General features: G+C 31.1%; 21 protein-coding genes. 12 read left to right on the forward strand and 9 right to left on the reverse strand.

The genetic code is table 11. From position 1 onward, the window contains the following. Nucleotides 1-49 precede the first annotated feature (49 nt). The 3 genes from UXY25_RS01605 to UXY25_RS01615 form a co-directional block, all read right to left on the reverse strand. The gene (locus UXY25_RS01605) at nucleotides 50-1,927 is read right to left on the reverse strand and encodes a M1 family metallopeptidase (RefSeq protein WP_320814251.1); all 1,878 of its coding nucleotides are present in this window, start codon (nucleotides 1,925-1,927) and stop codon (nucleotides 50-52) included. 83 nt (nucleotides 1,928-2,010) lie between these two features. Next, the gene (locus UXY25_RS01610) at nucleotides 2,011-3,603 is read right to left on the reverse strand and encodes a S8 family peptidase (protein ID WP_320814252.1); all 1,593 of its coding nucleotides are present in this window, start codon (nucleotides 3,601-3,603) and stop codon (nucleotides 2,011-2,013) included. Nucleotides 3,604-3,681: 78 nt separating this feature from the next. Further along, nucleotides 3,682-4,542 carry an MBL fold metallo-hydrolase gene (locus tag UXY25_RS01615; RefSeq protein ID WP_320814253.1) on the reverse strand — a complete coding sequence of 287 codons (861 nt, stop codon included), beginning with the start codon at nucleotides 4,540-4,542 and terminating at the stop codon, nucleotides 3,682-3,684. 163 nt (nucleotides 4,543-4,705) lie between these two features. Between UXY25_RS01615 and UXY25_RS01620 the strand changes: the two genes are divergently transcribed. The 6 genes from UXY25_RS01620 to UXY25_RS01645 all read left to right on the forward strand — a co-directional run bounded on the left by UXY25_RS01620 (nucleotide 4,706) and on the right by UXY25_RS01645 (nucleotide 10,900). Beyond that, complete coding sequence (locus UXY25_RS01620; protein WP_320814254.1) at nucleotides 4,706-5,035, forward strand: iron-sulfur cluster assembly accessory protein; 330 nt, start codon at nucleotides 4,706-4,708, stop codon at nucleotides 5,033-5,035. Between the two features lie 9 nt (nucleotides 5,036-5,044). Beyond that, nucleotides 5,045-6,493 carry a Fe-S cluster assembly protein SufB gene (sufB, locus tag UXY25_RS01625; protein ID WP_320814255.1) on the forward strand — a complete coding sequence of 483 codons (1,449 nt, stop codon included), beginning with the start codon at nucleotides 5,045-5,047 and terminating at the stop codon, nucleotides 6,491-6,493. 28 nt (nucleotides 6,494-6,521) lie between these two features. Further along, nucleotides 6,522-7,271 (forward strand): Fe-S cluster assembly ATPase SufC, encoded by a 750-nt coding sequence (gene sufC / locus UXY25_RS01630; RefSeq protein WP_320814256.1) that lies wholly within the window; start codon nucleotides 6,522-6,524, stop codon nucleotides 7,269-7,271. 78 nt (nucleotides 7,272-7,349) lie between these two features. After that, on the forward strand, nucleotides 7,350-8,666 hold the full coding sequence (gene sufD, locus UXY25_RS01635) for a Fe-S cluster assembly protein SufD (protein ID WP_320814257.1): 1,317 nt from the start codon (nucleotides 7,350-7,352) through the stop codon (nucleotides 8,664-8,666). Nucleotides 8,667-8,772: 106 nt separating this feature from the next. Continuing rightward, the gene (locus UXY25_RS01640; RefSeq protein ID WP_320814258.1) at nucleotides 8,773-9,759 is read left to right on the forward strand and encodes a DUF2157 domain-containing protein; all 987 of its coding nucleotides are present in this window, start codon (nucleotides 8,773-8,775) and stop codon (nucleotides 9,757-9,759) included. Further along, nucleotides 9,743-10,900, forward strand: a complete 1,158-nt coding sequence (locus tag UXY25_RS01645; protein ID WP_320814259.1) for a hypothetical protein — start codon at nucleotides 9,743-9,745, stop codon at nucleotides 10,898-10,900. The genes UXY25_RS01640 and UXY25_RS01645 overlap by 17 nt, the downstream gene beginning before the upstream one ends. Here UXY25_RS01645 and UXY25_RS01650 read toward each other — a convergent pair. From UXY25_RS01650 to UXY25_RS01660, 3 genes are all read right to left on the reverse strand, one after another. After that, the gene (locus UXY25_RS01650) at nucleotides 10,897-12,534 is read right to left on the reverse strand and encodes a serine hydrolase domain-containing protein (RefSeq protein ID WP_320814260.1); all 1,638 of its coding nucleotides are present in this window, start codon (nucleotides 12,532-12,534) and stop codon (nucleotides 10,897-10,899) included. The two genes, UXY25_RS01645 and UXY25_RS01650, sit on opposite strands and share 4 nt — an antisense overlap. 178 nt (nucleotides 12,535-12,712) lie before the next feature. Then, a complete protein-coding gene (locus UXY25_RS01655; protein ID WP_320814261.1) occupies nucleotides 12,713-13,153 on the reverse strand; it encodes a hypothetical protein in 441 nt (146 codons plus the stop codon). After that, complete coding sequence (locus UXY25_RS01660; RefSeq protein ID WP_320814262.1) at nucleotides 13,150-13,488, reverse strand: PadR family transcriptional regulator; 339 nt, start codon at nucleotides 13,486-13,488, stop codon at nucleotides 13,150-13,152. The genes UXY25_RS01655 and UXY25_RS01660 overlap by 4 nt, the downstream gene beginning before the upstream one ends. A 140-nt stretch (nucleotides 13,489-13,628) precedes the next feature. On the opposite strand from UXY25_RS01660, the gene UXY25_RS01665 reads away from it, so the two are divergent. The 6 genes from UXY25_RS01665 to UXY25_RS01690 all read left to right on the forward strand — a co-directional run bounded on the left by UXY25_RS01665 (nucleotide 13,629) and on the right by UXY25_RS01690 (nucleotide 17,583). Next, entirely contained in the window at nucleotides 13,629-14,843 is a 1,215-nt protein-coding gene (locus UXY25_RS01665; protein ID WP_320814263.1) for a cysteine desulfurase, read from the forward strand. An 11-nt stretch (nucleotides 14,844-14,854) separates the two neighbouring features. After that, on the forward strand, nucleotides 14,855-15,340 hold the full coding sequence (locus UXY25_RS01670) for a hypothetical protein (RefSeq protein WP_320814264.1): 486 nt from the start codon (nucleotides 14,855-14,857) through the stop codon (nucleotides 15,338-15,340). A 4-nt stretch (nucleotides 15,341-15,344) separates the two neighbouring features. Then, entirely contained in the window at nucleotides 15,345-15,764 is a 420-nt protein-coding gene (locus tag UXY25_RS01675) for a SufE family protein (protein ID WP_320814265.1), read from the forward strand. A gap of 11 nt (nucleotides 15,765-15,775) precedes the next feature. Continuing rightward, nucleotides 15,776-16,099 carry an SUF system Fe-S cluster assembly protein gene (locus tag UXY25_RS01680; RefSeq protein WP_320814266.1) on the forward strand — a complete coding sequence of 108 codons (324 nt, stop codon included), beginning with the start codon at nucleotides 15,776-15,778 and terminating at the stop codon, nucleotides 16,097-16,099. A 13-nt stretch (nucleotides 16,100-16,112) separates the two neighbouring features. Next, the gene (locus UXY25_RS01685; protein WP_320814267.1) at nucleotides 16,113-16,616 is read left to right on the forward strand and encodes a DUF2480 family protein; all 504 of its coding nucleotides are present in this window, start codon (nucleotides 16,113-16,115) and stop codon (nucleotides 16,614-16,616) included. Nucleotides 16,617-16,692: 76 nt separating this feature from the next. Beyond that, the gene (locus UXY25_RS01690) at nucleotides 16,693-17,583 is read left to right on the forward strand and encodes a DUF3078 domain-containing protein (protein WP_320814268.1); all 891 of its coding nucleotides are present in this window, start codon (nucleotides 16,693-16,695) and stop codon (nucleotides 17,581-17,583) included. Nucleotides 17,584-17,640: 57 nt separating this feature from the next. On the opposite strand, the gene hflX is transcribed toward UXY25_RS01690, so the two are convergent. The 3 genes from hflX to UXY25_RS01705 form a co-directional block, all read right to left on the reverse strand. Then, nucleotides 17,641-18,873, reverse strand: a complete 1,233-nt coding sequence (gene hflX / locus UXY25_RS01695) for a GTPase HflX (protein WP_320814269.1) — start codon at nucleotides 18,871-18,873, stop codon at nucleotides 17,641-17,643. Nucleotides 18,874-18,966: 93 nt separating this feature from the next. After that, nucleotides 18,967-20,352 carry a DUF5689 domain-containing protein gene (locus UXY25_RS01700; RefSeq protein ID WP_320814270.1) on the reverse strand — a complete coding sequence of 462 codons (1,386 nt, stop codon included), beginning with the start codon at nucleotides 20,350-20,352 and terminating at the stop codon, nucleotides 18,967-18,969. A gap of 9 nt (nucleotides 20,353-20,361) precedes the next feature. After that, a complete protein-coding gene (locus UXY25_RS01705) occupies nucleotides 20,362-20,973 on the reverse strand; it encodes a DUF5017 domain-containing protein (protein WP_320814271.1) in 612 nt (203 codons plus the stop codon). Nucleotides 20,974-20,976 lie beyond the last annotated feature (3 nt).

Consider the following 20,976-nt stretch of genomic DNA (forward strand, 5'->3'; position numbering starts at 1 on the left):
AAAAACGAACCATATAATGATTCGTTTTTTTGTTTTATTTTAAAGAAGGTTATTTTTTTTCAAAAACATTGTTTGTTAAATCAACATCAGCCATTAAACCACTTGGGTCAATTACAATTGCTTTTATTGATGCTTTTGCTTTAGAAATATCAAAACTAAACGTTGGGCTTGACCAATCCCAACCTTTTAAAACCGTTCTGTTTATAGAATATGAATTTGGTTTTTCCCAACGCATTAAAGTATTAGGAATGTAAAATATTTCATTTGTTCCGTCTTCATAAACAACAAGAAGATCTATTGGCATTGGCATTCTTCCAATTCTTTCTAGTGTTACTTTTGTGTTTTTATCAGCTTCAGCAACATCTTTAACAGCATAGTCAATTGTGTTAGTGGTTTGGGTCCAATCTACTAAATACCAATCTAAATTTGCTCCAGATACTTTTTCTGCCGAACGCTTGATATCATTAGGCGTTGGATGCGTTAATTTATAATCTGAATAATAACGTTTTAACGTTTTCATTAAATTTTCAGTTCCAATAACATAGCCTAATTGTGCTAAAAATATTTCTCCTTTACTATAAGCAGAAATTCCATACGCCATGTTAATATCATATCTATCAGCATGTGTTGATAGCGGCTGCTCTTTCCCTGTTTTTACTAAATACCTATAATTGTTATAAGCACTTTCAAACGGATTGTCAACTTTTTCTTTTCCAGGTAAAACAGTTTCCATTGCTAAATCTGAAATGAATGAAGTAAATCCTTCGTCCATCCATTCGTGTTTAGATTCATTTGAGGCTAAAACAAACTGAAACCATGAATGTGCAAATTCATGAGCTGTAACACCTACTAAACTTCCGAAGCTCCTATTTCCAGTAATTAGCGTACACATTCCGTATTCCATTCCACCATCTCCTCCTTGAATAATTGAATATTGTTTGTATGGATATTCGCCAACATTTTTGTTGAAAAAATCTAATAATTCAGCTGTTTTAGGTTGAAGTTTCTTCCAATTTTCTAAGTTTTCAGCTTTATTTTTATATAAGAAATGAAGCTCAACATTGTTTGGGCCTATAATCATATCATGAATGTACTCGTTGTCTGCACCCCAAGTAAAATCGTGTACATTTGGAGCAACAAAATGCCAAGTTAGTGTTTTGGTTCTCCTATTATGTTTAACCTCAACACCTTTGTCTTCATAACCATGTCCAATTTCATTTTTGTTTTGTAAATATCCAGTTCCACCAACTGTATAATTTTTATCGATTGTTAGTTTTACGTCAAAATTTCCCCAAACACCATGAAATTCTCTTCCAATATAGGGATCAGCATGCCAACCTTCAAAATCATATTCAGCTAATTTTGGATACCATTGTGTCATTGAAAGTGCAACACCTTCTTCTGAATTTCTACCAGATCTTCTTACTTGTAATGGAACTTGCCCTTCAAAATCAAGCGTAAAAGTTGTTTTTTGTTGAGGTAAAATGGGTTCGTTTAAAGTTACCTCTAAAACGGTTCCAACTACTTTTGTCTTTGCTACTGCACCATTTTGTTTGAAGTTTTTAATTTTTAAAAAACCAATTTCATCAGGCTTTAAAGTACTAATTCTACTTTCTTTAACGTCTTTCCCCCCTTGTTTAAATGATCTTACCATTCGTTTATCTGGATCTGAAATTGTTTGTAAACGAACATCCATTTCACTACCAGGCTGAAAAGCGTTGTTGTAAAGGTGATAAAACACTTTGTTTAATGTGTCAGAAGAATTATTGGTGTAAACCAACTCTTGACTTCCGTTGTATTGATAATTTTTCACATCCATTTTCACATCCATTTTATAATCGACGTGTTGTTGCCAATAACCTGGATTAGGATTGTTTTGAGCAAACCCAATAAATGTAAAAAGAGATAAAATAAATATTTTTTTCATGTGTAGGTATTTGTTTAAAAAAACCACAAAGTCATTTTAAAAAACGGCTTTGTGGTTTAGAATATTAAATATTGAAAACTTTATTATTTCGACATTTTTTCTGCCATTAATAATGCATTATAAGCATTTACAATTTTACCGGTTTTAGAAGCATCAGCAAAGTTTACTTTGTGTTTGTCTTCTCCTACAGTAACTGTATTTTTTAACGGCGTTCCGCTTTCCATAATAATTTGTTTCACTTGTGAAGCACTTAATTTTGGATAGTAAGAACGAATTAATGCAGCAACACCTGCAACATTTGGCGAAGCCATTGATGTTCCTCCTAAGTATTCATAAGTTTGGTCTGGAGTTGTAGCATAAATTTGAACTCCTGGAGCATAAATATCTACATTTTTCTTACCGTAGTTAGAAAAACCTGCAACCATTTTAGTACCATATTCTGGAGCCAATGCACCAATGATTAATACGTTATTTGAAACTTCAGGAGCTCCATCATAAGAATCAGAAGGATATTTGTTTTCAACATCTAAATCTTTAGAGTCGTTTCCTGCAGCAAAAATTACCAAAACATCTTTTGATGCAGCATATTTTAATGCTTCTATAACCCATTCTTTATTTGGAGAATAATACTTTCCAAAAGAACCATTAATCACTTTTGCTCCATTATCTACAGCATAACGAATTCCTAAAGCAATATCTTTGTCGTATTCATCTCCGTTTGGAACAGCTCTTACAGCCATAATTTTTACATTAGTAGCAACACCGTCTCCACCTTTTCCATTTCCTCTTACTTGAGCAACAATACCTGCAACATGTGTTCCATGTTTAGCATCTTTCGCTACTGGACCAATTACGTTATTGTTTCCGTATTTTGTATCGTTAATATCATTTGGGTTATCTCCTACAATTTTACGACCGTCAAAATCAACATTTAAGTTGTAGTTTAATTGACCGTAAACATAATCAACCCCACCTTGAATTCTCTTGTCGAAAGCTTCTTTAGACTGCCCCGAAAGAATTTGAGTAAACATTCCTTTGTGTTGAAGTATTGTTTCGTCAGTTGTTTCAATTCCTTTAACATCGTCTAAATTGAAATTATCTTTTTTCAAATATGCTTTTAATGCTTTGTCCGCATTAACAATCATGTCAATTTGCTGTTTTGTTTGCATGATTCCAGCTAACTCTTCTTCTAATTGAGCTTTTGCTTTATCATAGTTTGGTGTTCCAGGACCTTTTTTAACAATACGAGTCATTTCTAACTGCTCATCATTACTATCTCCTAAGAAGTTCCAACCATTAATGTCGTCAATGTAACCATTGTTATCATCGTCTTTACCATTGTTAGCTATTTCTTTTGGGTTGCTCCAAATTACACCTTGTAAATCTTCATGTCTAATATCTACTCCAGAATCTACAATACCAACAACAACTGTTGATCCTTTTTTCCCCTTTAATAATTCAGTATAAGCTTTATCAACACTCATTCCAGGAACAGTGTCCTTAACTAAATCTAAATGACTCCATCTTTTAAGGTCATTCTCAACTAAAGGAGTTATTTTTAATGATAAATTGTCGATGTTTTCTACTGGTGTAGAAACCATGGTTTTAGCACCACCACAACTTGCTAAAGCGAACGCTAAAGCAGCAGTTAAGTACAAAGGTTTAAAAGTTCTCATTTGTATAATTTTATGGTTATAAATATTTATATATGTCAAAAATCTGCTTATTTTGTTACAAAATAGCTTTTCTTAACTTTATTTTAAGATTTCATTACAATGAAATACATCTTTTAATCGAACACCTTTTTCGGTATGTTGTACGGTTATTATTTGGTTGTGTGCATCGTGCTCTAACCATAAATAATAGTTATTGTCTGCAGCAGCTTTTAAAAAAATATCTTTTTCATCCATTGATAATAAAGGCCTAGTGTCGTATCCTGTCACATAAGGAATCGGTATATGGCCTGCAGTTGGCAACATGTCAGCACAAAAAACTATAGTCTTCCCATTATATTCAATATGAGGCAACATTTGTTTTTCGGTATGTCCATCTGCGTAAAAGATACTAAAGCCTAATTCTTTTAAAAAACCAAAATTCCCATTAGGTTTTTCAATAAAATTCAATTGGCCACTTTCTTGCATTGGAATAATGTTTTCGCGTAAAAAAGAAGCTTTTTCTCTTACGTTTGGTTTGGTTGCCCATTCCCAATGATTTTTATTGGTCCAAAATTTAGCATTTTTAAAAGCAACTTCGTATCCTGTTCTGTCCTTGTTCCAAATTACACTTCCTCCACAATGGTCAAAATGCAAATGCGTCATAAAAACATCGGTTATATCATCTCTATGAAAACCAGCATTTTTTAAAGATTGGTCTATATTAAAACCTCCAAATTGGTAATAATAGCCAAAAAACTTTTCAGATTGTTTATTCCCCATTCCATTATCGATTAATATTAATCGATTACCATCTTCAATAAGTAAACAGCGAGCAGCTATATCTATTAAGTTGTTATTGTCTGCCGGGTTAGTTCTATTCCAAATAGCTTTTGGTACAACACCAAACATTGCACCTCCGTCTAATTTAAAATTTCCCGCTTCAATAGAATGTAAGTTCATTTTACAAATTTGGATGCAAAATACAATTTTTTGATGATTTTCGAATGAAAAAAGGCATAAACTAAAACTATAGAGCCATAAGTTATAAAAATGTTATTCTTTGAGGAAAAAAGCATATTATACCTTATATTTGCAGTTAATTTAGACAAAATCAAAATAACAAATGATTAAAGTTTCTGATGATGCAAGTAAAAGAATCGTTGCAATGATGCAAGATGACGGTTTTGATGCAACTAAAGATTACGTTAGAGTTGGCGTAAAAAGTGGTGGTTGTTCAGGCTTGTCTTACGATTTAAAGTTTGACAAGGAGTTAGGGGAGAACGATAAGATTTTTGAAGATAATGGAGTTATAATTGCAGTTGAAAAGAAAAGTTTTCTTTATCTGGCAGGAACTATTTTAGAGTTTTCTGGAGGATTAAATGGAAAAGGATTTGTATTTAATAATCCAAACGCACAAAGAACTTGTGGTTGTGGAGAAAGTTTTTCACTTTAAAACAAAGAAATGTCAAAATATACCGAAGACGACTTAAAAGTCGAATTAGAAAATAAAGAATACGAATACGGATTTTATACTGAATTAGAGTCTGAGACTTTCCCTATTGGTTTAAATGAAGAAATAGTAAGAGCCATTTCATTGAAGAAAGAAGAACCAGAATGGATGACAGAATGGAGGCTTGAATCTTTTAAAATTTGGAAAGAAATGGTGGAGCCAGAATGGGCAAATGTTCATTATACAAAACCAGATTTTCAGGCAATATCTTATTATTCTGCGCCTAAGGCGGTTGACCCAAATAAAACGTTGGACGATGTTGACCCAGAGCTTTTAGAAATGTACAAAAAGTTAGGAATTTCTGTTGATGAACAAAAGAAAATGAATAATGTAGCAATGGATATTGTGGTCGATTCAGTTTCTGTAGCTACTACATTTAAAAAAACCTTAGGAGAAAAAGGAATTATTTTCATGAGTATTTCCGAAGCAATAAAAGAACATCCAGAGTTAGTTCGTAAATATTTAGGAACAATTGTCCCGCAAAAAGATAATTTTTACGCAGCTTTAAACTCTGCTGTTTTCTCTGATGGAAGTTTCTGTTATATTCCAAAAGGTGTTCGTTGCCCAATGGAACTTTCTACTTATTTTAGAATTAACCAAGGAGGAACGGGTCAGTTCGAAAGAACATTACTAATTGCTGATGAAGACAGTTATGTTTCTTATTTAGAAGGATGTACCGCTCCAAGTCGTGATGAAAATCAATTACACGCTGCTGTTGTAGAATTAATTGCATTAGACGGAGCTGAAATTAAATATTCAACTGTTCAAAACTGGTACCCTGGAAGTAAAGAAGGTAAAGGTGGTGTTTTTAACTTTGTAACAAAAAGAGGATTGTGCGAGAAAAACGCAAAAATTTCTTGGACACAAGTAGAAACAGGTTCAGCAGTAACTTGGAAATATCCATCTTGTATATTAAAAGGAGATAATTCAATTGGAGAATTTTATTCAATTGCAGTAACTAATAATTACCAACAAGCAGATACTGGAACAAAAATGATTCACTTAGGAAAAAACACTAGGTCAACCATTATTTCTAAAGGAATTTCTGCAGGTAAATCTCAAAACAGTTATAGAGGATTAGTGCAAATTTCTGCAAGAGCAGAAAATGCAAGAAACTTTTCACAATGTGATTCTTTGTTAATGGGTAACAATTGTGGAGCACATACTTTTCCATACATTGAAAGTAAAAACACATCCGCAATAATTGAACATGAAGCTACAACTTCAAAAATTGGTGAAGACCAAGTTTTTTATTGTAACCAACGTGGAATACCAACAGAGAAAGCAATTGCATTAATTGTAAATGGTTTCAGTAAAGAGGTATTGAATAAGTTACCAATGGAATTTGCAGTCGAAGCACAAAAATTATTAGAAATCTCATTAGAAGGTTCAGTAGGATAGTCAATTATAAAACAAATACATTCATAAAATGTTAAGCATTAAGAATTTACACGCATCAGTAGAAGATAAAGAAATATTAAAAGGAATCAACCTTGAAGTTAAAGCAGGAGAAGTACATGCGATTATGGGGCCAAACGGTGCCGGAAAATCAACATTAGCTTCTATTGTTGCAGGGAATGAATACTATGAAGTTTCAAAAGGAGAAATTTTATTAGAAGGAGAAGATTTATCTGAATTAGCTCCAGAAGAAAGAGCACATAAAGGTGTATTCTTGTCGTTTCAATATCCAGTTGAAATTCCAGGTGTTTCTGTAACTAACTTCATCAAAACAGCAATTAACGAAAGCAGAAAAGCTAAAGGTTTAGGCGATATGCCAGCTAATGAAATGCTGAAATTAATTCGTGAAAAAGCTGAATTGCTTGAAATTGATCGTAAATTTTTATCTCGTTCGTTAAACGAAGGTTTTTCGGGCGGAGAAAAAAAACGTAACGAAATCTTTCAAATGGCAATGTTAGAACCAAAACTTGCAATTTTAGACGAAACCGATTCTGGTTTAGATATCGATGCGCTTAGAATTGTTGCTAATGGAGTTAATAAATTAAAAAGTAAAGATAATGCAGTTGTAGTAATTACACATTATCAAAGACTTTTAGAATATATCGTTCCAGATTTTGTTCATGTATTAATGGATGGAAAAATTGTAAAATCAGGAGGAAAAGAATTAGCACTTGAGCTTGAAGAAAGAGGTTACGATTGGATAAAAGCAGAGATGAAGTAAACAAATTTGTCCTTTTGAAAAAGTTGGTATTTCACTCAGAAATTTACCGCTTATCAGAATGATAATAAGTCAAAAAAAATGGAATTAAAAGAAAAATTGATATCGTCTTTCATGGCATTTGAAGAAAAAATTGATACTTCTTCATCGCTACATGATGTGCGATCTGCAGCTATAAAAAACTTCGAAGACAAAGGTTTTCCTACTAAAAAAGAAGAAGCTTGGAAATACACTTCTTTAAATGCAATTTTAAAGAATGATTTTTCAGTTTTCCCCAAAAAAGAAAATGCAATTGAATTTGCAACAGTAAAAAAATACTTTTTACACGATGTAGACACTTATAAAGTAGTGTTTGTAGATGGTATTTTTTCATCTTTCTTATCTTCAACAACGCATGATGGATTAGATGTATGCTTAATGTCATCGGCATTGAATAAGCCAAAATATAAGATGGTTATTGATGAATATTTCAATAATATTGCAAGCAAAGACGAAAGCTTAACAACATTAAATACTGCTTTTGCAAAAGAAGGCGCTTACATAAACGTTCCTAAAAGTAAAGTGGTTGAAAAACCAATTGAAATTATTTATTTTTCAACAGGAAATGAAGCTGCTTTAATGGTTCAACCAAGAAATTTAGTTATTGTGGGTGAAAATGCACATGTACAAATTATTGAACGTCATCAAAGTTTAAATAGCAATCCAGTTTTAACCAATTCGGTAACTGAGATTTTTGCTCAAAAAAGAGCGATTGTAGATTACTATAAAATTCAAAATGATGCGCAAACTGCTAATTTAATAGACAATACTTACATTGCTCAAAAGCAAGAAAGTAGAGTAGCGGTACATACTTTTTCATTTGGTGGAAATATTACGCGTAATAATTTAAATTTCTACCATCAAGGTGAACGAATAGATTCTACATTAAAAGGAATTACTATTATTGGCGACAAGCAACATGTGGATCATCATACATTAGTGCAACACGCAACACCAAATTGCGAAAGTCACCAAAACTATAAAACTATTTTAAGCGACAGTTCTACAGGGGTTTTTAATGGAAAAATCTATGTAGAAAGAGAAGCGCAAAAAACAAACGCTTTTCAGCAAAACAACAATATTCTTTTAAGTGACAAAGCATCTATTAATGCAAAACCTCAATTGGAAATTTTTGCTGATGATGTTAAATGTTCGCACGGATGTACAATTGGTCAGTTAGATGAAAGCGCAATGTTTTATATGCAACAACGTGGAATTCCTAAAAAAGAAGCACGTGCATTACTAATGTACGCTTTTTCAAATGAAGTAATTGAAAGTATTAAAATACCGGAACTTAAACAACGTATTACAAAAATTATTGCAACCAAATTAGGCGTAAACCTTGGTTTCGATTTGTAATAGTTAAGTTACATAAAAATATAAAAACCGCTTTTTGAGCGGTTTTTTGTTTTTAAAAACATAATCCATAAACTTTTAGTATTTTTGAGCATAATACTTTCGTTTTATGATAGATAAACCCAGTTTCCTAACTTCAAAATTATTTGAGAAAGATTTTATTTCCAAAGAACAATTTGACGACTTTAAAGAATATAAAGCAAAGAATATTTTTTCTTTAAATACCGAGTTATTGTTCTTAATGTATGCTTCGGTTTTGCTTTTTACTTCTGGAATAGGGGTTTTAGTCTATCAAAATATTGATAGCATTGGCCACATTGCAATTTTAGCATTTGTTCTACTATTGACAGTTTTGTGCTTTTATTTCAGTTTTAAAAACGCACCATTATTTAGTAAACTAGAAACCAAATTTAAGAATCCGATTTACGACTATGTGATTTTAACCGGTAGTATTTTGACTTGTGTTTTTTTAGGTTATATCCAATTTCAATATGCTGTTTTTGGATTGGATTACAAATGGGTTTCTCTTTCTTCGGCTCTAATTTGCTTTGTAATTGCGTATTATTTTGACAGCAGAATGGTTTTGTCAATAGCTTTAACTGCACTTACTACTTTTATAGGCATTACATTAACCCCACAAAAGGTTTTTGAAAATGAGTTTATGTCAAATCCTATATTATTGTTTTCAGGAATTGCATTAGGTGTTTTACTTGTCGTTTGGACAATTTATTCAGAAAAAGACGGACTTAAAAAGCATTTTCATTTTGTGTTTTACACATTTGCCCAACACTTAATTGGTATATGCTGTTTATCTGGTTTGTTTCAAGAGCAATGGTATTTGTTCTTACCTGTATTTATAGGTTTTATTTACTATTTTTATAAACTCAGTTATACTTATTTTGCAACTTCATTTTTTGTTTTTACGTTTTTATACGGATTCATTGGGTTTAATACACTTTTGATAAAGTTCATCGATAATTCATCTCTATTTGAGTTTTTAATAATGTTTTCGCCTTTTTATATTATTGGAAGTATTGTATTGTTCATAAGTTTGGTTAAGAAATTTAATAAAGAGAAACATGCTAGCATATCATAAAGACTTATTAGAAAATGAAGCAATGGTTTCAAATGCAAAATCATTGTATGAGGAAAAGTTTATTTCTAAAGAACAATTTAACGAAATTACTTCTAAGTTGGTTTCTTTGGATACAAACTCTAATCTGTTAATTCGATTTGGTTTTTTCTTATTAGGTTGTTTTTTGTTTTCTTCAATTATAGGTTCTGTTTCATTACTGTTTATGCCTTTATTAAGTTCAAATTATGAAATTATGCCTTTTTTTTATTTTGGTGTTGGAATAATTGTACTTGAAATTTTAGTACGTAAAAACTACTTTAAACACGGATTAGACGATGCGTTTATTGTTTGTTCACAATTCGCTCTTTATTTAGGCGTTGGCTTGTCTTTCGAATCTTCATTAATGGTTTGCTTAACTATGTTTATTTTTGGAGCAATTTTTTGCTTAAGATATGTAAATGCACTTTCTATGTTTGTATGTTGTATTGGTTTAATGGCATTTACTTTCTTGGTAATTACAGAACATTCGGTTATCCCAAAAGCATTATTGCCTTTTATTGCTTTTAGTATTGCTATTTTATTGTATATAATTTATTTAAAACTAAATTCAATTGATGATTTTTATTTTTACGAATTTGCATTTCAAAATCTAAAAGTATTTAGCCTTGTATTGGGTTATTTTTCATTAAATTATATGGTAGTTAGAGAATTATCTGAATCGTTACTAAACGTTGAGGTTTTGCCTGGAAAAGATATTCCATTGGCTTTTATTTTTTATGCAACAACTTTTATAATTCCTGCTTTTTATATCGGCTATTCATTATTTAAAAAAGATAGAATCATTCTTTTTGTTGGAATTTTAACTTTTGCTTATTCCATATTTACGATTCGATATTACCATCAATTATTGCCTATAGAAGTTGCGTTGGTAATTGGAGGAATTGTTTTGTTTATTGTAGCTTATTTAAGCATTAAACGCTTACAGTTTCGTGAAACCGGATTGACTTTTAAAGCTTACAGAGGTTCAGATTCTAGTTTGTTAAAAAATGCGCAAGCATTAATTATTTCTACTCAAGTTCCAAATGCTCCTGCACCAAACCAAAGCGATATGCCTTTTGGTGGCGGTGGTTTTAGTGGCGGAGGAGCTGGATCAAAATTTTAGTTTTTAACAAACCCTATTTCTTTTACAGAACCATCACACGATAATAACATACTTGAAATTTGATTTTTATCATTTCGAGTAAAATGGTATAATGTTCTATCGTTATTCCCGAATTCATCTTTTTGAACTGTAGATAAAGGTACATTTTCATGATTTCTGTAAGACAAATACAAGGTTCCTTCTTTTTCGTAGAAGTTGTAGGTAACATCCAATTCGTTTGAGTAAAATTTTCCAACAAATTCTTTTGTGTAAACTGTTTCTGAAGCAACAAAAACGGCTCTTTTAAAATAAAAAGGTGTGCCTCCAAAAGTGATAACTAAATCATGCTTTTCGTTTTTAGTAAAATCATACTTAACATTTTCACTATTTATCCTGTGGAATTTATTCTTTTCAAATCCTTTCAAAGCAATTGGGTTTTTAGCTCTTGCTCCTTTAGATTTTAAAGTGTCATTTTCAACTAGAATTTCCATTTTCATATCACTGTTAATTTCTTTGTATTGCCCAGCAAATGATTTAATATCTTTTGGTCTAGTTTTAAACTTCTTGGTTGCTATTTCTTTTTTCGCTTCTGTTTTAGGAATAAAAAGATCTAATATATCGTAAGAAATAGGAGTTGGATTAATAGATTCTAAATTAGTCATTAGTATTACGCCTAATTTTTTTTCTGGAATTGTTATTAATTGTGATTGACCTCCCCAACCATATCCACTATGACTAACAGTTTTTAATCCTTTATAGTCATCAACCATTACACCGCGTGCATATTTTGCTTTTTCGCCAGACGGAAGTGTTTCTAAAGTTGTTAGAAAGTGTGATAATTCAATAAACTCTGGATTATCTTCATTTACCATATTTATCCACAGTGCCATGTCCTTTATAGTTGAGCCCATACTTCCAGCGCCATAACTTATTTGTGTTCTTGGTAATTGAATGTAGCTGTCTTTTGTTTTTTGATACCCAACAGCTTTGTTTTTAATAATTGAATTGTTTTCTATTCGAACTAAAGTATTGTGCATTCCTAAAGGAATAAATAGCTTTTCCTTTGCGAATTCGTGTAAATTTTTATTGGAAATTCTTTCAATAATTAACGTAAGTAAATTGTAAGAAGTGTTTCCATAAAGTACTTTTTCGCCAGGAAGGTTGGTCATGTTTTTCTGCTTACACGCAATATCATATACCGTTTGATTATCATAATATTCCTTGTCGTAATCAAAACCAGCTAAATACATAGAGGAATTGTAATCTCTAAAACCACTTGTGTGATTAAGTAAGTGTCTAATCTTAATTATATCTTTTTTTTCTGGTAATTCAGGAAGAAAAGTTCTAATATCATCATCTAAACTTAATTTGTTGTCTTTTATCAGTACCCAAGCGCAAGCTGCAGTAAATTGTTTTGCAATAGAGGCAATGCTAAATACTGTAGAGTCTGAATTTTTTATATTGTATTCTAAAGTGGCTAACCCAATGCCTTTCGAATAAATTATTTTACCCTCTTTTATTATTCCAATTCCTAATCCAGGTGCATTTTGTTGCTCGTATTTCTGTAAAATAGAATCAACTTTCGAATTAATATCTTGCCCAAAAGTTACAAACGAACTTATAAATAGTACACTAATTATCGTTAATCTAAGCATGCTTTTGTAGTTTTATATTTCTGATAAAAGTAAGTTGGTATCAACCCGAAGTTTAAAAGCAGAAAACCTGCAAACACAATCATTCCTCTATAAGGCCAATGAAGAAATTCAAACATTGCGACAATTCCCAATATAAATGAGGTTAAAAAACCTAGAATATAAAATGATTTTGTCATGATTATCTATTTGTTAAGATTGTTTTTTGATAAGAGCGTTTGTATTTGTTATAGGTTGCGAATGGAATCGTTATGAATATTAAAATAGCAAATCCAGTGGCTAACAATATACTTGAATAAGGCCATTGGTTAAGTTTGAATAAAAAACCTAAAGCTAAAATCATTATGTTAAAAGAAGAAACTATGTAAAAAGCTCGTTTTCTTGCTAGGAAAGATTGTATTAATTTTTTCTCATCCTTTTCTTTTTGAATAATTTGCATAGTAGCATATCCGCCAAGCTTTTCAATTGCTTCTTTAAAAGCCAATTCAAAAGTTTCGTGAGTAGAATTTTCTATATGCGTACAAATATGGTCTAACAAATCTTCTTTTAAAATATCATTTGTTATTCCATAAAAAGACAAAGTAGTTTCAATGTATTCTATATTTCTATCTGTAATTATCATGATGTAACTGTTTTAGCATTAAAAATAAGACTCAATGTGTTAATGAAATCGTTAAGTTCTGCGGTCATCTCTACAATTGCAAGTTTCCCTGAGGTAGTAATTTGATAATATTTCCTAACACGTTTTCCAAAATAAATTTTTTCAGTTTCTAATATACCATCCGCTTCCAGTTTATGAAGAATAGGATATAGTGCGCCTTCGGAAATGTCAATCTTTCCTTTGGTGAGTTCTTTTACTCTTTGCGTAATTTCATAGCCATACATTTTGTCGTTTTCACTTATCAACTTTAAAATGATTGGTAATAATGTTCCTTTGGTTAGTTCTTTGCTATACATTTTACAAATATACATTTTATTCCAATGTATTGTAAAAAAATGTAATTTATTTTTTTGAGCTTATTTCCTGTTGATTTTAACTTTTATTTATTCCAATTTTAAATAATCAAATTGTAAATTTGTATCCAAATAATTTTATCATGTTTGATGTTCAAAAAATAAGAGCCGATTTTCCTATTCTTTCACAAAAAGTGAACGGAAAACCGTTGGTATATTTTGATAATGGAGCTACATCTCAAAAACCACAAGTGGTCATCGATGCTATTTCTAAATACTATAGTGAAATTAACGCCAATATTCATCGTGGAGTCCATACACTAAGCCAATTGGCTACGGATGCTTATGAGGCTTCAAGAAATACAATACAAGCACATTTAAATGCAAAACACAATCACGAAATTATTTTTACATCGGGAACTACTTTTGGAATCAATTTAGTTACTAATGGTTTTGCAAGTTTATTAAAGCCAGATGATGAGGTTATGGTTTCTGCATTAGAGCACCATAGTAATATTGTGCCTTGGCAATTTTTGTGTGAAAAAACAGGAGCAAAGTTAGTGGTTATTCCAATGAATGATGATGGAGAATTGGTAATGTCTGATTTTGATAAATTACTTTCAGCTAAAACAAAAATTGTTGCTGTTAATCAGATCTCAAATGCACTAGGAACAGTAAATCCTATTGAATATATTATAGAAAAAGCGCATGGAGTAGGATCAGCAGTTTTAATTGATGGAGCTCAAGCAACACCACATTTACGTCCAGATGTTCAAGATTTAGATTGTGATTTTTATGTGTTTTCTGGCCATAAAGTTTGCGGACCTACTGGGGTTGGAATTCTTTATGGAAAAGAGGCTTGGCTTAATAAGTTGCCGCCATTTATCGGTGGTGGAGAAATGATTAAAGAAGTGAGTTTTGAGAAAACTACTTATGCTGAATTACCTCATAAATTTGAAGCAGGAACTCCAAATATCGCTGCAGGAATTGTATTAGGAACAGCAATTGATTATATGAATACTATTGGTTTCGATGCTATTGCCAAATATGAACAAGAATTATTGGACTATGGAACCAAGAGATTATTGGAAATTGAAGGTTTAAAAATTTATGGAACGGGTATAAATAAAGCGTCGGTAATTTCATTTAATATTGAAGGAATTCATCCTTATGACATTGGCACGATTATCGATAAATTAGGTATAGCGGTTAGAACTGGCCATCATTGTGCACAACCTATTATGAGTTATTTCAACATTCCAGGAACCATAAGAGCAAGTTTTGCTTTTTATAATACCAAAGAAGAAATTGATATATTTGTAGAAGCGGTTAAAAAAGCAAACATGATGTTATCTTAAAAATCTAAAACATGAAACTATTTACATTTATAACAGCCATTTTAATTACAATAACGAGTTGTAATTGTCAAAAAGCGACAACAGATAAATCAGATTTGGTTGCGCTAAACGAAAACAGTTCTAAAATGAATCAAGAATCAAAAGTTCCAACAATGATTTATGAAGCTAATTCAAGAGGTTACTTTATAAAATTAAAAGTAGAAAATAAAAAAATATATGTTTCAAGTGATAGAGAAGCAAATGATTTTAAAACTGTAAATGAAATCTCAGATAAAGATTGGGAAGAAATTTCTAAGTTAGCCTTAGCCGTAGATTTAAATACAGTTAAAGGCTTGAAATGGCCTACTGAAAAGCGTTTTTATGATGGAGCAGCTCATGCCAATATAACATTTGTTAATAATGGAGTAGAATATCCAGCAAATGGTTTTGACGGCGGTTTCCCTCCAAAAGAAATTGAACAGCTTGTTAATAAAATTGTAGAATTAGGAACGAAATAATAATATGTTAATAAAAGAAATACAAGAAGAAATAGTTGATGAGTTTTCGATGTTTGATGATTGGATGGAACGCTATGAATACATTATTGAACTCGGAAAAACATTACCATTAATTAATGAAGAGTTCAAAATAGAAGATAATATTATTAAAGGATGTCAATCTAAAGTTTGGGTAAATGGTGAAGAAAATGACGGAAAAATTGTTTTCACAGCAGATAGTGATGCAATTTTAACAAAAGGAATAATTGCAATTTTAATTCGTGTTTTTTCAAACCAATCGCCACAGGCTATTTTAGATGCAAACACTGATTTTATAGATGAAATTGGTTTAAAAGAACACTTGTCGCCAACTCGTGCAAACGGATTGGTGTCTATGATAAAAAAAATAAAAATGTATGCTTTGGCTTTTCAAGCTAAGCAATAATTAAATATAAAATGGAAGAGTTCAACGATACAGTCAATTTAGGAGAAAGCGTAGTAAAAGTTTTAAAAAGTATTTACGATCCAGAAATCCCTGTAGACATCTACGAATTAGGGTTAATTTATGATGTAATGATTAACGAAGATAATGATGTAAAGGTTTTAATGACGCTTACTTCACCAAACTGTCCGGTTGCAGAAACATTGCCGTTGGAAGTAGAAGAAAAAGTAAAATCATTAGACCCAGTAAAATCTTGTGAAGTTGAAATTACATTTGACCCACCATGGACAAAAGATTTAATGAGTGAAGAAGCAAAGCTTGAATTAGGCATGCTTTAATTTTTAGGAATACATGGATGAAATAGAAAACAAAGTAGCAAATAGTAAACTTGTAGTTTTTGATTTGGAAGATTATTTTCCAAAAGAAGAAGTGCGTAGTTTAGATATTTCTCAGTTTTTATTTGAAGGATTTATTCTAAAGGAAAAAGATTTTAGAGAGCAATTAAAAAGCTTTAATTGGGAACAGTTTGAAAATAAATATGTTGCAATATATTGCGGTACTGATGCTATTTTGCCAGCTTGGACTTTTGCATTAGTTTCATCTTATCTATTCGCAAATTCAATTGCTTCAATTCAAGGAACTGTTAAAGATATGATTGTTTCAATTTATTCAAACAAACTACAATCCCTCGATTTTTCTATTTACAATAACGTTCCAGTTATTTTAAAAGGTTGTTCAGCCAAACCTGTTCCGCAAGAAATATATGTTTTAGCTACCCAAAAATTAATTCCATTTGCAAAGAGTATAATGTTTGGTGAAGCCTGTTCTGCTGTACCTCTTTTTAAAAGAAAATAGCCTTTGAAGCTGCCCCTTATTTTGAATTTTTATTCATTATGAGTACTTTTGCGTTTTAAAATTTTAAAACAAAAAGATGAAAAAATTAGTACTTGCATTTTTATTTGTATCAACAAGTATCTTTGCTCAAACAGCAGAAGGTGAATTAATTAATGTAACTTCTGGAGCAGAAGAAAAAGTAAAAGACACTACAAATATAGGCTGGAAAAGAGGAGGAAACTTTGTTTTTCTTTTCAATCAATCTGCTTTTAATAATGAATGGTTAGGTGGTGGAACGTCTAACATGGCTGGAAATATTGGAATCAATTATGATTTCAATTATAAAACACAAAATTTTATTTGGGATAACAAAATCATCATTGCTTATGGTCTTACTAAGTTAAAAGATCAAGACATGACAAAATCAGATGACCGAATTGAATTTACATCTCTATTAGGTAAAAAAGCAAAAGGTTATTGGTTTTATTCTGGTTTTTTAAACTTCAAAACACAAATGGATTCTGGTTTTGATCCAGCTACTCAAACTGTAAAAATTTCTCATTTCTTTTCTCCAGCATACTTACAGGCTGGTCCTGGTATGTTATGGAAGAAAAGTGATAATTTAAAAATAAATATTGCTCCTGCAACTTCACGTTTAATTTTTGTTCATAAACATTTTACAGAGTTTGGTTCTGCTTTTGGAGTTGAACAAGGAGATTCTTCTAGATTTGAATTTGGTGCAGCTTTAAATGCATATTATAAGTTTTCTATTATGGAAAATGTAACTATGGAAAACATAGCGAACTTATATTCTAATTATTTAGACAAACCTGGAAATGTAGATATTGATTATCAAATGAATTTAGTAATGAAAATTAATAAGTATCTTTCTGCTAATGTTTCTTTCCAAGCTATTTATGATGATAACGCTATTGGAGCATTCCAAATTAGAGAGGTTTTTGGTCTAGGACTTAATTATAGTTTTTAATTTTAATATATTATATATTAAAAAAAGACCTCAATTGAGGTCTTTTTTTAATTCTTTTTATTCTTCTTCTAACTCTTCAAGTGTGTCCTTATATTCTGGATATAAGAAGTTGTTATAAGGAAAACGTGCAATGTGAATATCTCTCACTGCATCATAAACTTTTTCTTTAAACACCTCAAAATTTTCTTTATTGGTTGCCGAAATAAATAAGGCATTATCTTCACCTACATTATGCATCCAAGTGTTTTTCCATTCCTCAAGTGAATAATGTTTAGGTTCTCTATCGGTCATTAAATCATCTTCAGCTAAAAACACAGGTTTGTATGCGTCAATTTTATTAAAAACCATTATTATTGGTTTGTCGTCAGCTTTAATCTCCTTTAATGTCGCATTTACTGAGGCTATATGATCTTCAAACTCTGGATGAGAAATATCAACCACATGAAGTAATAAATCAGCCTCTCTAACCTCGTCTAAGGTGCTTTTAAACGAATCAACTAGTTGTGTTGGTAGCTTTCTAATAAAACCAACCGTGTCGCTTAAAAGAAAGGGTAAATTTCTAATAACTGTTTTTCGTACAGTGGTGTCTAATGTGGCAAATAGTTTATTCTCTACAAAAACATCACTTTTTCCTATAGCATTCATTAATGTTGATTTACCAACATTGGTATAACCTACAAGAGCAACTCTTACCATTGAACCACGATTACCGCGTTGAGTTGCCATTTGTTTATCAATTGCTTTTATTTTGTCTTTTAAGAGCGCTATTCTATCTCTTACTATACGTCTATCGGTTTCAATTTCTGTTTCTCCAGGCCCACGCATTCCAATACCACCTTTTTGGCGCTCAAGATGCGTCCACATTCCAGATAACCTAGGAAGTAAATACTGACATTGTGCTAGTTCAACTTGTGTTCTAGCATACGAAGTCTCGGCACGCTGTGCAAAAATATCCAGTATAAGATGTGTTCTGTCTAATATTTTACAATCGATAATTTTAGAAATATTCTTTTGCTGAGAAGGCGTAAGTTCATCATCAAATATGACTGTAGAAATATTATTATCTATTACATAATAGTTTATCTCTTCAATTTTACCAGTTCCTACAAAGGTTTTAGGATTTGGTTTTTCCATTTTTTGAGAAAAGCGTTTTACTACTTCTCCACCAGCCGTGTAAGTTAAAAACTCTAGTTCATCTAGATATTCTTTTAACTTTTCTTCATCTTGGTTTTGAGTAACAATTCCTATAATAACTGTTTTTTCAAAGTTGTGCTCTATTTTTTCTAACATTGTCTTTCTATTTCTATTACAAAGGTATGACTATTTGTATAAAAAAAACGTCCTGCATTGCAGGACGTTTTTAAAATATAAATTATGTTATAATTAATTTATAACTATATCATCAATTTGCATTGTAGTTGTTGGTCCACCTGAACCGTTTCCAACATATTCAAATACGAAGAATCCGTTTCCAGTAACTCCAACAGGAATATTATACACTCCACTATTTGTAAATGTTGTTGGATAACCTGAAGGTAACCCTGGAGAAATAGTAAAGCTTGATGTAATATCTACTAATGTTGCACTAGTAATTTGACTTCCTGGAACATAATTAGTTGTATAATAAACTTTTAAAACATTACCATTATGAAAACCAGCTTTAGTTTTAAATGACATTGTATTAGCAGCAGTCATATTTGCTGGGACAATAAATAAAGATCTGTTAGCCTCAGCAGTTCCTCCAAATGAAGACATTTGAATATAAGTATTACCACCAAATGCTTTTCTTTGCCAATATCTACTTCCTATTGCTGCATCGTTAATATATGCAGGGAAATTTTGTTGGTTTGTTGTTGTATAAGAAGTAAAAGGCTCATTCAAAGTACCGTTATAAACAATACTTCCACCTACTAAAGGAGGGTAAAAGTCAATAACCATTCTAGTATCAGTTAAATTGATATCATTTAATGTTCTCACCATAAACTGATAATCACTTCCAAACTTTGTCAAAACACCTCTAATCTTACCACTTTCGCTAGGTACATTTCCTGATGCAAAAGTTGCATACTCACTAACTCTTACAATGATTTTGTTTCCAAACTCATCAGTAATTTCATGATTTGTTGCTCCACCAAGATTGTTAACAGACTCGTCAAAATACATTTTACCTAAAGAGGCATCTGTAAATTGAACAGCATCAAACTCAATAAGCATATTTAAATTTGCATTATTTTTTGCTTGAGTAATAGTCAAATTTTTAACAATATCGTCTTCATTTACCTTTGTACATGAACGAGTAATTATTGATTCATATTCAACACTAGAAATTCTTCCTACTTCATCATCTGAAGGATCTGCTGGAGTATCATTATCATATAATGAACCAATTACAGTTGAACTATTTTCAGTAACAAAATATCTGTCTTTCATGTTAACAAATACTTTTCTTCCCGGTTCATATTTTGTGTACATGTTATAAGCATCAATAGGCATACTAAAACCTACTAATCCATCAACAGATATAAATGAAATTGATTTATAAAAATTACCACCTTCATCACTTGAAGTTACATATGCTTCAATTACATCGTCACCCATATATTGTTGGTAAACTGAAGTTGATGTGCTTGTAATGTCTTGTACGGTTTTAGTTATAGTTAAATCTGTACAATTATCTGATAAGTCAGGAGTTCCGTAGTCATCACTATTAACACAGCTTACAATAGAAGCAGCAATAGCAAGACCAAAAATTAGTTTTATTTTTTTCATAGCTTATTATTAATTAGATGAATAAATTACAATCTTATCAACTTGGAATAACCCGTCTAAAGATGTACCGTTTCCAGTCACTTTAAACGCTACATGTAAAGTTCCAGTATAACTAGATAAATCAATATTTCCTGAAGAAACATACGTATATCCATTTGTTGTTTCATCAGCAACGACAGCGTCAACTTGTGTCCAAGTAGCTGCTAATACATTTGTTCCGTCATAATCTGAAGAAACAAATACTTCTAATTTGTTTGCTGGATTATCTACAAAGTTTGTTGCAGATTTAAAAGTTAAAACTTCTCCAGTATATGCATCCATATCCATCGCAGGTGATATTGCCCATCCAATGTTAGAAGCTTCTCCACTTCCAAATGAACTAAATTGTATATAGCCATCATCACGAAATTCTCTTTCTATCCATTTTTTAGTACCTGCTTCTGCAAAATTTGTCCAATCTGCATAATCAAAAGTCATGTTGTAATCAATTTCATTGAAATTTTCTGAATAAATGATAGGCCTTAAAGCTGGAATATCAAAATCATCATCATTTACACAACTTGAAGCAACACCTAAAAATAATGTTGCAAGCAAAACTGTTTTTAAAAATTTATTTTTCATAGT

It is taken from the genome of Flavobacterium sp. (assembly GCF_034111225.1).
Lineage (GTDB): Bacteria > Bacteroidota > Bacteroidia > Flavobacteriales > Flavobacteriaceae > Flavobacterium.

Excerpts from the sequence above, each read along its gene's own strand:
- UXY25_RS01655 (WP_320814261.1), bottom strand. The coding sequence starts at position 13,153 with ATGATAATTACAGATAGAAATATAGAATACATTGAAACTACTTTGTCT.
- UXY25_RS01645 (WP_320814259.1), top strand. The coding sequence starts at position 9,743 with ATGCTAGCATATCATAAAGACTTATTAGAAAATGAAGCAATGGTTTCA.
- UXY25_RS01685 (WP_320814267.1), top strand. The coding sequence starts at position 16,113 with ATGGATGAAATAGAAAACAAAGTAGCAAATAGTAAACTTGTAGTTTTT.
- UXY25_RS01605 (WP_320814251.1), bottom strand. The coding sequence starts at position 1,927 with ATGAAAAAAATATTTATTTTATCTCTTTTTACATTTATTGGGTTTGCT.
- sufD (WP_320814257.1), top strand. The coding sequence starts at position 7,350 with ATGGAATTAAAAGAAAAATTGATATCGTCTTTCATGGCATTTGAAGAA.
- UXY25_RS01650 (WP_320814260.1), bottom strand. The coding sequence starts at position 12,534 with ATGCTTAGATTAACGATAATTAGTGTACTATTTATAAGTTCGTTTGTA.
- UXY25_RS01610 (WP_320814252.1), bottom strand. The coding sequence starts at position 3,603 with ATGAGAACTTTTAAACCTTTGTACTTAACTGCTGCTTTAGCGTTCGCT.
- UXY25_RS01660 (WP_320814262.1), bottom strand. The coding sequence starts at position 13,488 with ATGTATAGCAAAGAACTAACCAAAGGAACATTATTACCAATCATTTTA.
- sufC (WP_320814256.1), top strand. The coding sequence starts at position 6,522 with ATGTTAAGCATTAAGAATTTACACGCATCAGTAGAAGATAAAGAAATA.
- UXY25_RS01615 (WP_320814253.1), bottom strand. The coding sequence starts at position 4,542 with ATGAACTTACATTCTATTGAAGCGGGAAATTTTAAATTAGACGGAGGT.
- UXY25_RS01670 (WP_320814264.1), top strand. The coding sequence starts at position 14,855 with ATGAAACTATTTACATTTATAACAGCCATTTTAATTACAATAACGAGT.
- UXY25_RS01665 (WP_320814263.1), top strand. The coding sequence starts at position 13,629 with ATGTTTGATGTTCAAAAAATAAGAGCCGATTTTCCTATTCTTTCACAA.
- UXY25_RS01620 (WP_320814254.1), top strand. The coding sequence starts at position 4,706 with ATGATTAAAGTTTCTGATGATGCAAGTAAAAGAATCGTTGCAATGATG.
- UXY25_RS01640 (WP_320814258.1), top strand. The coding sequence starts at position 8,773 with ATGATAGATAAACCCAGTTTCCTAACTTCAAAATTATTTGAGAAAGAT.
- hflX (WP_320814269.1), bottom strand. The coding sequence starts at position 18,873 with ATGTTAGAAAAAATAGAGCACAACTTTGAAAAAACAGTTATTATAGGA.
- UXY25_RS01680 (WP_320814266.1), top strand. The coding sequence starts at position 15,776 with ATGGAAGAGTTCAACGATACAGTCAATTTAGGAGAAAGCGTAGTAAAA.
- UXY25_RS01700 (WP_320814270.1), bottom strand. The coding sequence starts at position 20,352 with ATGAAAAAAATAAAACTAATTTTTGGTCTTGCTATTGCTGCTTCTATT.
- UXY25_RS01705 (WP_320814271.1), bottom strand. The coding sequence starts at position 20,973 with ATGAAAAATAAATTTTTAAAAACAGTTTTGCTTGCAACATTATTTTTA.
- sufB (WP_320814255.1), top strand. The coding sequence starts at position 5,045 with ATGTCAAAATATACCGAAGACGACTTAAAAGTCGAATTAGAAAATAAA.
- UXY25_RS01675 (WP_320814265.1), top strand. The coding sequence starts at position 15,345 with ATGTTAATAAAAGAAATACAAGAAGAAATAGTTGATGAGTTTTCGATG.
- UXY25_RS01690 (WP_320814268.1), top strand. The coding sequence starts at position 16,693 with ATGAAAAAATTAGTACTTGCATTTTTATTTGTATCAACAAGTATCTTT.